This is a genomic window from Lactobacillus sp. JM1 (genome assembly GCF_009834385.1).
GTDB classification, from domain to species: Bacteria; Bacillota; Bacilli; order Lactobacillales; family Lactobacillaceae; genus Lactobacillus; species Lactobacillus paragasseri.
This window is the reverse complement of the sequence record NZ_CP044412.1, coordinates 1,198,668-1,210,441: the sequence shown is the minus strand read 5'-3', so window position 1 is coordinate 1,210,441 and position 11,774 is coordinate 1,198,668. Positions and strand designations below refer to the sequence as shown.

General features: G+C 35.4%; 12 protein-coding genes. 11 read left to right on the top strand and 1 reads right to left on the bottom strand.

Translation table 11 applies throughout. The features are described 5' to 3' along the window. Positions 1-17: 17 nt before the first annotated feature. Positions 18-275, bottom strand: a complete 258-nt coding sequence (rpsT, locus tag F3I00_RS06190; protein WP_003647133.1) for a 30S ribosomal protein S20 — start codon at positions 273-275, stop codon at positions 18-20. A 193-nt stretch (positions 276-468) separates the two neighbouring features. On the opposite strand from rpsT, the gene rpsO reads away from it, so the two are divergent. The 11 genes from rpsO (at position 469) to F3I00_RS06135 (ending at position 11,743) form a co-directional block, all read left to right on the top strand. Then, on the top strand, positions 469-738 hold the full coding sequence (gene rpsO / locus F3I00_RS06185) for a 30S ribosomal protein S15 (RefSeq protein WP_003648633.1): 270 nt from the start codon (positions 469-471) through the stop codon (positions 736-738). Between the two features lie 160 nt (positions 739-898). After that, on the top strand, positions 899-2,674 hold the full coding sequence (locus tag F3I00_RS06180) for a ribonuclease J (protein WP_020807140.1): 1,776 nt from the start codon (positions 899-901) through the stop codon (positions 2,672-2,674). Further along, on the top strand, positions 2,674-3,531 hold the full coding sequence (locus tag F3I00_RS06175; protein WP_020807139.1) for a hypothetical protein: 858 nt from the start codon (positions 2,674-2,676) through the stop codon (positions 3,529-3,531). Before F3I00_RS06180 ends, F3I00_RS06175 begins: the two co-directional genes overlap by 1 nt. A gap of 177 nt (positions 3,532-3,708) precedes the next feature. Beyond that, on the top strand, positions 3,709-4,899 hold the full coding sequence (gene tuf / locus F3I00_RS06170; protein WP_003648636.1) for an elongation factor Tu: 1,191 nt from the start codon (positions 3,709-3,711) through the stop codon (positions 4,897-4,899). A gap of 158 nt (positions 4,900-5,057) precedes the next feature. After that, the gene (gene tig, locus F3I00_RS06165) at positions 5,058-6,407 is read left to right on the top strand and encodes a trigger factor (protein WP_065169545.1); all 1,350 of its coding nucleotides are present in this window, start codon (positions 5,058-5,060) and stop codon (positions 6,405-6,407) included. Positions 6,408-6,550: 143 nt separating this feature from the next. Continuing rightward, positions 6,551-7,816 (top strand): ATP-dependent Clp protease ATP-binding subunit ClpX, encoded by a 1,266-nt coding sequence (gene clpX, locus F3I00_RS06160; protein ID WP_003648638.1) that lies wholly within the window; start codon positions 6,551-6,553, stop codon positions 7,814-7,816. Beyond that, entirely contained in the window at positions 7,816-8,400 is a 585-nt protein-coding gene (gene yihA, locus F3I00_RS06155) for a ribosome biogenesis GTP-binding protein YihA/YsxC (RefSeq protein WP_003648639.1), read from the top strand. Before clpX ends, yihA begins: the two co-directional genes overlap by 1 nt. Before the next feature lie 212 nt (positions 8,401-8,612). Continuing rightward, on the top strand, positions 8,613-9,089 hold the full coding sequence (locus F3I00_RS06150; protein ID WP_020807138.1) for a low molecular weight protein-tyrosine-phosphatase: 477 nt from the start codon (positions 8,613-8,615) through the stop codon (positions 9,087-9,089). Beyond that, positions 9,089-9,604: a hypothetical protein gene (locus F3I00_RS06145; protein WP_020807137.1), complete on the top strand. Its 516-nt coding sequence runs from the start codon at positions 9,089-9,091 to the stop codon at positions 9,602-9,604. The genes F3I00_RS06150 and F3I00_RS06145 overlap by 1 nt, the downstream gene beginning before the upstream one ends. A 242-nt stretch (positions 9,605-9,846) precedes the next feature. Beyond that, on the top strand, positions 9,847-10,377 hold the full coding sequence (locus F3I00_RS06140) for a DUF4767 domain-containing protein (protein WP_020807136.1): 531 nt from the start codon (positions 9,847-9,849) through the stop codon (positions 10,375-10,377). A gap of 97 nt (positions 10,378-10,474) precedes the next feature. Then, a complete protein-coding gene (locus F3I00_RS06135; RefSeq protein WP_020807135.1) occupies positions 10,475-11,743 on the top strand; it encodes a hypothetical protein in 1,269 nt (422 codons plus the stop codon). Positions 11,744-11,774: the final 31 nt, after the last annotated feature.

The following is an 11,774-nucleotide window of genomic DNA, read 5'->3' as shown; positions in this document are numbered from 1 at the left end:
AAGTGTCAAGCAAGTGATTACTTGTTAGCAGCCTTCTTAGATAAGCGTGACTTATCACGGTTAGCCTTGTTCTTAGAAATAAGACCTTTAGAAGCAGCCTTATCTAAAGCACGTGCAGCTTTAACTTCTAAATCGAGGACATCTTTTGCGTCATTTTCAACAGCTTCGTTGAATTTTCTTACAGCAGTTCTCAATTTACTTAATTCAGCAGCATTGCGCTTGTTAGCAGTAGCAGTAGTCTTAACACGTTTAATTGCTGATTTAATTTGTGGCATCAAAATCACCTCGATAAAATAGATTTACTCGTTAATTATACTTAATAGAAGCTTTTGGTGCAAGGTAATTTGGGCTTGCTTTTTTAAAAACTTCAATGTAATATTATTATTTGTTGGAACCATTAACGCTGTTTTCCCGCCGCCGACGGTTAACGTTGTTAATGGCAATTATTTAAAAGAGAGGTATTTTCTAATGGCTATTTCAAAAGAAAAGAAAGATGAATTAATTAAAGAATACGCACGTCACGATGGCGATACTGGTTCTCCAGAAGTTCAAATTGCACTTTTAACTAGTGATATCAACAACTTGAACGCTCACTTAAAGGCTAACAAGCAAGACCACCACTCATACGTTGGTTTGCTTAAGAAGATTGGTCACCGTCGTAACTTACTTCGTTACTTGAAGAACAAGGATATTCAACGTTACCGTGAATTAATTAACAAGTTAGGTTTACGTCGTTAATCTTAATAATTCATAAGCCTCAGCTACTCTTTGTCATGAAGAGTAGCTTTTTTGTTTCTTTCAAATTCATATAAGTATATGGTAAAATTAATTAGATTAACTTCGTTTTGATCATTAAGATCCATAAATAATTTAAGTAAATATAGAAAGAAGCAAGAAAATGTCACAAAAGATTAAGATAATGATCCTGGGCGGCGCACGTGAAAATGGTAAAAATATGTACGCTGTTCAAGTAGAAGACGAAATTTTTATTATGGATGCAGGTTTAAAATATCCTGATTCATCGTTACTTGGAATTGATGTCGTAATCCCTGACTTAGATTTCTTCCGTGATTATGGTGATAAGATTGCCGGTATTTTCTTAACACACGGTCATGCTGATTCAATTGGTGCTTTGCCATATATCTTAAGAGATTATGATATTCCAGTCTTTGGTTCAAAATTAACGATTGAATTAGCTAAGATTGCTGTCCAACGTGAAAATAGACGTCGTAAAAATGACTTATTCCATGTTATTGATGCAGATACAGAAATTGAATTTAAGAATGCAAATGTATCTTTCTTTAAGACTACGCACTCAATTCCAGATTCTTTAGGTATTGATATTTCTACTAAAGAAGGAGAAATTGTTTACACTGGAGACTTTAAGTTTGATCCATCAGCAAAAGACGGTTTCCGGACTGATTTTGTACGCTTGTCTGAAATTGCGCAAAAGGGCGTTTTAGCATTACTTAGTGATTCAACTAATGCTGAAGCTAACTTTCCAAATGATCGTCAGACTAGCATTGAAAAGTATATTTTTAATATATTTGAAAACTATAATGGCCGCATCATTGCGGCAGCTAAAGCATCGAATATTGTCCGTGTCCAAGAGATTTTTCAAGCAGCAGCAGCAACTGGAAGGCACGTTTTCTTAACTGGTAGAGATGCAGGTAAAATTGTCTACACTGCCATGAAATTAGGCTACTTAAATGTCCCTAAAGGCTTGTTAGTTCATAGTAAAGATTTAAAGAAGATTCCTGATAAAGAATTAGTGATCTTAGAAACTGGCCGCATGGGTGAGCCACTTAAGTCACTTCAAAAAATGGCAACTAACCGCCACCGCATGATCAAAATCAAGAAGGGTGACTTGGTATTTATCGCTACTACTCCTTCTCATTCAGTTGAAACAATGGTTGCTCAGACAAGTGACATGATTTACCGTGCGGGTGGTACGGTTAAAGAACTTGGTAGAGATAAGCATACTAGTGGACACGCAACCGGTCGTGATTTGCAATTGCTAATTGATACATTGAAGCCTAAGTTCTTAATTCCAGTTATTGGCGAATACCGTTTACTTGAAATTCATAAAGATTTAGCAATTGAAGCTGGAATGAATAAGAAAGATATTTTCTTACCACATAATGGGGATGCTTACGCTTTAGAAAAGGGTCGTTTCTATCGTACCGATGCTGTTCCTGGTGAAGATATCATGATTGATGGTTCTGGTGTTGGGGACGTTGGTAACATTGTTTTAAGAGACCGTGAAGTTTTATCTGATGATGGCGTCTTTATCGCTGCTGTTACTATCGATAGAAAGAAAAAGAAAATCATTTCAGAACCACGTGTTTCAACTAGAGGTTTTGTTTACATTAAGGCTAACCATGCTTTGATGAATGGTGCTTCTGATGTAATCAAAGAAGCAGTTAACAATAACTTTGAACATAAGAAATTTGACTGGACTGAATTAAAGCAAGATGTTCGTAATGATGTTGAAAAGTATCTTTACAAGCAAACAGGTCGTCGTCCGGTTGTTTTGCCAGTTGTAATGGAAGTTAACCAAAATAGACATCGTGCAATGGCTAGACGAAACAACCAAGAAAATAATTCAGAAAAGCGTCAAAATAGAAGAAATTATCATAAAAAAGATTCAGAACAAAAGAAGGCAAAAGCATAATGACACATGCAAGCAAAGACAATTTTTTGCTTTTAGCTAAGGAAGCTAAAGAACATAATGACTTGCCGCAAGCTAAACAATATTTGCTTGAAGCTTTACGATTAGGCCATGATTCAGATATTGTTTGTGAGTTATGTGAAATATACTTAAGTCAAGAGAAGGGAGATCAGGCATATTCTTTAATTAAAGAGGAGCCTGACCTTTTTTCTAATAAGAAGGTTTACGACACTTATCTTAAGATTTTGAAGTTTCAGCATTATGCAATTGAAGCTAAGCAATTAGAGTACTTACTTGATAAAAAGTTACCGCTCAAGATTGAACCAGTTAGCCAAATTAAGCAGCTAGAAATAATGAAAAATTTTAAAAAGCTTAAGTATATTCAGGAGAGAGATTATTTACTCTTATACTGTTTAAGCGTAGAAAATTTTACTAATCTAGCAAAAAGTATTTTGATAGATCCATCTCCTAATTTTGCATTACGGCTTTCATTATGCGAAGACTTGGTGAAACTTGGAGATAACGAAAAAATTCAAGTTTATATTTTGGGAGAATCAAAAGAGTTTATTCCTAAGGAAACTGACTTACTTGAAAAAAGTCCAATTTATCGAGAAGTTTGCGTAAGTTTAGCTGATTATTTTAGGCAAGATCCAAGCAAATTACCTTTAATGATTGGCGAAATGAATGTTTGTTTAGGGATGCTTTATCCACGCTTAAGAGATTATATTAAAGATCCGGACCAATTTGCTCATGATTTCAGAAAATACCTTGAGAAAAAAGAAGGCGGAGTAAATCAGAAACTTCTAAATAAAATATATGAATATTTGGCATATGAAAAAGCAACAAATTCTGATTTTTAGTCCCGATATTGAGCAAAAAAGGTTTACATTTTCTCTGGATCTAGTATAATCAATAAAGGATATTTTCAAAGGGGTACGAGCTAGGCTTTTACCTTTGAAAGTAGTATAATAATCAACAGAGAATTATCCGTTACTTACTCAACGGACTTCTTGCAAATTTACAGGAGGGTCATATTAATGGCAGAAAAAGAACATTACGAAAGAACTAAGCCGCACGTTAACATTGGTACTATCGGCCACGTTGACCATGGTAAGACCACTTTAACTGCAGCTATTACTACTGTTTTGGCAGAAGACGGTTTGGCACAAGCTGAAGATTACTCACAAATCGATGCTGCTCCAGAAGAAAAGGAACGTGGTATTACTATTAATACCGCTCACGTAGAATACGAAACTAAGAATCGTCACTACGCTCACATGGATGCTCCAGGCCACGCTGACTACATCAAGAACATGATTACTGGTGCTGCACAAATGGATGGTGCTATCTTAGTTGTTGCTGCAACTGATGGTCCTATGCCACAAACTCGTGAACACATCTTACTTGCTCGTCAAGTTGGTGTTAAGTACATCGTTGTATTCTTAAACAAGGTTGACTTAGTTGACGATCCAGAATTGATCGACTTGGTTGAAATGGAAGTACGTGACTTGTTAACTGAATACGATTACCCTGGTGACGATGTTCCTGTTATCCGTGGTTCAGCTTTGAAGGCACTTCAAGGTGACCCAGAACAACAAGACGTTATCAGAAAATTAATGGAAACTGTTGACGAATACATTCCAACTCCAGAACGTGATACTGACAAGCCATTCTTAATGCCAGTTGAAGACGTATTTACTATCACTGGTCGTGGTACTGTTGCTTCTGGTCGTATCGATCGTGGTACTGTTAAAGTTGGTGACGAAGTTGAAATCGTTGGTTTAACTGACAAGGTTGAAAAATCAACTGTTACTGGTTTGGAAATGTTCCACAAGACTCTTGATCTTGGTGAAGCCGGCGATAACGTTGGTGTATTGCTTCGTGGTATTGACCGTGACCAAGTTGAACGTGGTCAAGTTTTAGCTGCACCTGGTTCAATCCAAACCCACAAGAAGTTCAAGGGTCAAGTTTATATCTTGAACAAAGATGAAGGTGGTCGTCACACTCCATTCTTCTCAGATTACCGTCCACAATTCTACTTCCACACTACTGATGTAACTGGTAAGATTGAATTGCCAGAAGGTACTGAAATGGTTATGCCTGGTGATAACGTTGAATTCACTGTTGAATTGATCAAGCCAGTTGCCATTGAAAAAGGTACTAAGTTTACTATCCGTGAAGGTGGTAAGACTGTTGGTGCTGGTCAAGTTACTGAAATTCTTGACTAATTCCAGACTTCTTAAAAAAGATGTATCTTAGGATACATCTTTTTTTTATTCAAAAATTTAATAAATCTCTCTCTGGATTTGTGTTTTAGCAGCGTTTAGGGTAATATAGTTAAGTGTGCAATAGCAAACCCAAATTTGACATCGGAGGTATTTAATTAATGTCTGTAAAATGGGAAAAGACCGGTAAAACATCCGGTGAATTAACTTTTGAAATCTCACAAGAAGAAGTAAAAAAAGGCTTAGATCAAGCTTTCAAACGTGTTAAGAAGAACTTACGTGTACCTGGTTTCCGTAAGGGACACGTTTCTCGTGTTGTTTTTGATCAATTTTATGGTGAGGAAGCTCTTTACGAAGATGCTTTAAACATTGTTTTACCAGAAGCTTATGCTGCTGCAGTTAAAGAAGCTGGTATTGATCCAGTTGGTCAACCACAAATTACTCCTGTTTCAATGGATAAGAACAAGCCTTGGGAAATGAAGGCTACTGTTTCTGTTAAGCCAGAAGTTAAATTAGGTGACTACAAGGGTATAGAAGTTCCTAAGCAAAGTACTCGCGTTTTAGTTAAAGACGTAGATGCAGAATTAAACAAGCGTCGTGAACAAAATGCTGAATTAGTATTGAAGGACGGTAAAGCTGCTAAAGGTGATACTGTTACTATCGACTACACTGGTACTATTGATGGTAAGCCATTTGATGGCGGTAGTGCTCAAAACTACTCATTAGAATTAGGTTCAGGTACTTTCATTCCTGGCTTTGAAGATCAACTTATTGGTCACAAGGCTGGCGATGATGTAGACGTTGTTGTAACCTTCCCAGAAGATTACGGTGCAAAAGACTTAGCTGGTAAAGAAGCACACTTTGCTACTAACATTCATGAAGTGAAATCTAAGGAATTACCTAAGTTAGATGACGAGTTTGCTAAAGACGTTGATGATTCAGTAGAATCACTTGATGAATTAAAAGATAAGATCAAGAAGGACTTGAAGAAGCACAAGGAAGAAGACGCAAAAGACGCTATCCAAGATGCTGCAATCAAGGGTGCAGTTGAAAATGCAACCATTGATGAAGTTCCTCAAGCAATGATTGATGAAGACGTTCAAAATCAATTGAACCAATACTTAGGCAACATGCAACGTCAAGGTATTGATCCACAAACTTACTTCAAGTTGACTGGTACTACTGAAGCTCAATTACGTGAACAATTAGCTAAGGGTGCTGCAGAACGTGTTAAGACTAACCTTGTTTTAGAAGCAATTGTTGCTAAAGAAAAACTTGATGCAAGTGCTGATGAAATTAAGCAAGAGATTAAAGACTTAGCACACGACTACAACATGGATGAAAAAGTTGTTCGTCGTAGCTTGAGTGATGACATGCTTAAGCATGATATTGCTATTAGAAAAGCAATTGATTTAGTTGCTGACAAGGCAAAGCAAGTTGCTAAGAAAGCTACTAAGAAATCAACTGCTAAGAAGTCAACCAAAGAAGACGAAAAAAAGGCTGATAAGTAATAGTTGATAACTAGTTAAAGAAAAGGCGGCTATGACAGTCGCTTTTTTCTTTACTATCAATTAATAAGACAATTTTCTTTACTCTGCCAAAGTGAACTGCTAAGCTTATTTTGACATAAAGTAAGTGAAAAGGAGGAAGGCTCATGGCTAACGAAATTACTGAACAAGAAGAAGTAAAATGTTCTTTTTGCGGTAAACCACAGTCACAAGTTAAAAAAATTGTGGCTGGAAATGGAGTCTACATTTGTAACGAATGTATTGATCTTTCCAAAAAAATTATTGATGATGAATTAAAAGCAGATTCTATCAAAGAAACCAAAGATCTGCCTAAGCCAATGGAAATAAAAAAGCAACTAGATGAATACGTAATTGGCCAAGATCGTGCCAAGAAGGTCCTTTCAGTTGCTGTTTATAATCACTATAAACGTATTAGTCAAATGGATATTGATAGTTCTGGAACTGAATTGCAAAAGTCAAATATTGCTTTGATTGGGCCAACTGGTTCCGGTAAGACCTATCTAGCTCAAACCTTGGCTAAAATCTTGAATGTCCCATTTGCTATTGCAGATGCAACAACTTTAACTGAAGCTGGTTATGTTGGTGAAGATGTAGAAAACATCTTACTTAAATTATTGCAAAATGCTGACTATGATCTAGAACGTGCACAGCGCGGAATTATTTACATCGATGAAATTGATAAGATTTCTAAAAAAGCAGAGAATGTTTCAATTACGCGTGATGTTTCTGGTGAAGGTGTACAGCAATCTCTTCTTAAGATCTTAGAAGGAACTATTGCTTCTGTTCCACCACAAGGTGGACGTAAGCATCCACAACAACAGATGATTAAGATTGATACTACTAATATCTTATTCATTGTTGGTGGTGCATTTGATGGCATTGAAAATATCGTTAAGAATCGTCTTGGCAAGAAGACGATCGGTTTTGGTGCTGAAAATGGTCTTAACCAAGTAGATGCAGACGACTGGCAAAAGAATCTTACAACTGGGGACTTAGTTAAATTTGGCTTGATTCCTGAATTTATTGGTCGTATTCCGATTATCACTACACTTGATAAATTGAGTACTGAAGACTTAATTAGAATTTTGACTGAGCCAAAGAATGCTTTAGTAAAGCAATATAAGAAATTGCTGTCTCTTGACAATGTTGATCTTGAATTTACTGATGGTGCTCTTAAGGCGATTGCTGATATGGCAATTAGTCGTCATATGGGTGCACGTGGATTACGTTCAATCGTTGAAAATTCATTGATGGACGTAATGTATCGCACGCCAAGCGAAGATAATATTGAGAAGGTAGAAGTTACCAAGGATGTTATTACTAAGCATGCGCAGCCTAAGATTACTTATAAAGAGAATGAGTCTCAAGAAACAAGTAAGGCGGCTAAATAATGAAAGTCGTAGATACAGAATTTGTAATTAGTGCCGTTTCCGAAAAGCAATATCCTAAGGATGATCTGCCAGAGTTTGCTTTAGCTGGACGTTCAAATGTTGGTAAATCAAGCTTAATCAATACTATTGTTAATCGTCGTAAATTAGCTCGTACTTCTCAACAACCAGGTAAAACTCAAACGCTTAATTTTTATAAAGTAAATAATGAGCTATATTTGGTTGACGTACCAGGTTATGGCTATGCGAAAGTTTCCAAAAAGCAAAGAGCTGCTTTTGGTGAAATGATTCAGGATTATCTTGAAACTCGCGCTGACTTGAAAGGGCTTGTCCTTTTAGTTGATGCGCGTCATGATCCAACTGCTGATGATATTAATATGTTTAATTATGCACTCTATCTAGATATTCCAATTTTAGTTGTAGCAACTAAGATGGATAAACTTAAGAAGATGGAAGCAAGCCAAATTAAGCAGAAGATTGGTAAGAGCCTAGACTTAAAACAAGAGAATGTATCTTTTTTACCATTTTCTAGTGTTTCTAAACTAAACGTGGATAAATTCTGGGACTGGATCGAGGATAAAATGTAATTTAAAAAATTGCATAATTTAATGATTAAATCCGTCTAACTTTGTTATAATAAAAGACGTTGAAAATATTGAACTAATAATATTTCAACAACCTTTGAAAAAAGAAAAATACCGGTTGGAGCTGATAGACTCTAATCGGTATTTTTTCTTGCTTAAATAAATGAATTAGCTTTAGAATTGAAATATATACTTTAAAGAAATAAGGGAGAAAAATGACTAAGAAAATCTTGTTTGTTTGTCATGGTAATATTTGCCGTTCACCAATGGCTGAATATATTACTAAGAAAATTGTCAAGGATCTGGGTAAGGAAGATGAATATGAAATTGCATCTGCTGCTACAACTGAAGATGCAATTATTGGCGGCGTTGGACACGATATTGATGTACGTTCACAAAGAGTGATGAATGAACATGGTATTCCTTTTAATCATCGTCAAGCTAGAAAAATGGTTAAAAGCGACTACGCTAAGTATGATTATATTGTTGGTATGGATGAAGAAAACTTTTTTGATATGAATCACATTTCGGCAGGAGATCCAGAAAGAAAAGAATATAAACTCTTATCTTTTACTGGTTCAATGATGGACGTAGATGATCCATGGTATACGGGTGATTTTGAGGCTGCATATCAAGATATTTATCGCGGCTGTGAAGCTTTGATTAATAAGATCGAAAAGTCAGGCAAATAATGCAAGTTTTACCAATTTTTTTAATTATTTTAGCGATAGTAATTATGGGGTATATTTTTACTTCTAAAAATCGCTTTTACTTCTTGAAGGCAATTATTTTATTTTTGGTGTTACTAATTTTTAGTACCATTAACTTTTTAATCTTTTTCGGTATTGCTGCTTTATTTATTAATCGAATCCACGATATGAAGCTGGGAAATCTGTTCCTGCTTTTGGGAGCCCTGGTCATTCTTTCAGGTCTTTTTCTCTATGAAGGATTGAAAAAATTCAATAAGTTTCATCAGATTTCAGAGATCACATTAACCTTAATTGAATATTGTATTCAGTGGTCGCTAATTTATGTTACAGTGTACCAATCAATTTTCAATAATATTGCTAAAATTCATACCATTACTAAGATGATCAAAACTGTCCGTATTTTAAATCCAGATCTTTTAGTAGTGATTGTCTTACCATCATTTATTTCAATTTGGATTTCGGTTGTGCTTTTGAAAAAATATCAACATGATTTGTAAAAGATAGTCTTATAGATGAAAATTTAACTGTTATCATGAAAGGTGTGCCTGTAAAAGAAAATTTAATTGCAGCAATTAACAGCTTAATATATCAGAAGGGTAATTAGTCTTTTACTACTAAGTTTCTTCTATTTAAAATGTAATTTCTTAAAAGTGAAATTACACTTTTTCTATAAGCTTAAAAAGCTCCAAAGATCAAAATTAAATGGTAGGATAATAATGAAAGAAAAGGAGAAACGCCTATGAAAAAAATATTACTAATGAGTGCAGTAGCCCTCAGTTTAATCGGGGCTAGTGCTTGTTCAAATAATTCAAATTCGACTAGTAATAGTAGCACAAAGAGTTCAAAAACTGTCCAAAAGAAGCACTGGGACAAAAAGAAGGATCAAAAACTTGCTAAAGAAATGGATAAATATGGTAAGAACAAGAAGCAAACTTACACTAAGTATGATGGTAAGAATAAGCTGACTACTGCAAGCCGCATTTATCCGGATGCCTTTAAAAAAGATACTTTTAAGCTAAACGGTAAAAAGATTAGTATTGGCTGGAGTCCTCAAGGCGAGCATCATTATGACTATGATGTAATGGCTATTTATAATCATGACTTGACTAAAGATGGTCAACATAGGACTTTTCTTTTCTGCTGGCACAAGCAAAAGCCGATTGTCCTGGTAGATGAATCAAGTAAAGGCAATGTTGTTAACTTACATGTCAGCCAAGATAAGTCATTAAATGGTAGTTTTTCAAATATTATGAATGGTGAAAATATCTAGCCGAAAAGTCTGCGTCTGGCAGACCTTTTTGTTTCTAAAAATAAATATCCGTATAATAGATGACAAGTGAGATGATCGGAATAGGTAGGGAATAAAAATGTTAAGTAATAGAATGAAAGAATTGCTCGATATGGTGTATGAAACACCGAATACAATTGATCTAGCAATAGTTGTACAGACGCCTAATTTTGAAGAAACCTTCATTAGCGATAATTTGAGGCGTTCTTATCAGCCATCAAGAGCTGAAGGGTTAATTTTTAGGTTGATTGGCACTTTTGTCCAAAAACTTGACTTAGATTATCATGAATTTATTGATGTCTTAAAAGGCGACTTAGAAGATGACCTCTTTAACGTAGACGCTATGAGAAAGTTAAAACGTCCTAGTCAGAAGCTTTCTGAGGATAAATTTAAGGAAGCAGAAAACCGCGTTGAAGATGTAGTTGATTTTGCAGAAGAATTAGTCAGTGAAGGAGCAATTGGCGATTACGTACTAGTAGTTAACTATACTGACCAGCTGGGGGATGTTTTTTTCCATGATACTAGCGATCAAAATATGTCGACTTATCATGATATTCAAGTCATGTTAATGGAATATGCCAACCGCCAGCTTCTTAATCCAGTTGCGGTCATAAAAGACTTAGAGAGAAAGCGCCCAGCTCCAGCTAAATTACTTAATAAGTCTGCTTTTGAAGATCGAGAAATTAATGGCTTTAAGATAGAAGATTTTTGGCAAATTTACCGTGTTCCTTATCAAGGCGGTCAGTTTGATTTAGAAATTCCAGAAGGTCTGCGCTTTGAAAAAGCGTTAATTAAGTATAGCAAGAATTTACAGCGTTTAGATTTAACTTATTTTCTCTTATTTGTTAGAACCGACCGATATGTTTATCTAATCACGCCGGCTTTTAAGACTGAGGATGACTTGGTAGAGGCTTTAGCAGGATATTTGACTACGCTAGAAGTTAACATGGATTTTACTGATGAAAAATTTAAAGAGATCAGCGATATGATGCTTGAAGAGAAGTCCTACTTAGGCTTAGTCCACGGCGGGGATGTCGCATATGCCATTGATTTGCCGGTAAAACGTGAAATAAATGATGGTCAAGAAATTCGTAAGCAAATTAATGATGTTTTTAGTGATTTGTTGACTTATCAAAAGCTAGGCACTGTCCATGATTTTTATTTATTTGCAAATGTTAAAGAAAATAATTTTACTGGCGGGATGATGAAAGAGAATAACTTAACTAGTTATTTATTGAACTTCGTTGAATTATTAGCATATTTGACTCATATGTATCCAAATCTAGCACCAAAGAAGATTATTGACTTAGTTGCGACTAAAGAAGAATTAAAACGCAAGCGGAAATAGTTGCTTTCTTTGCTCAAAGTTTCTATTGTAG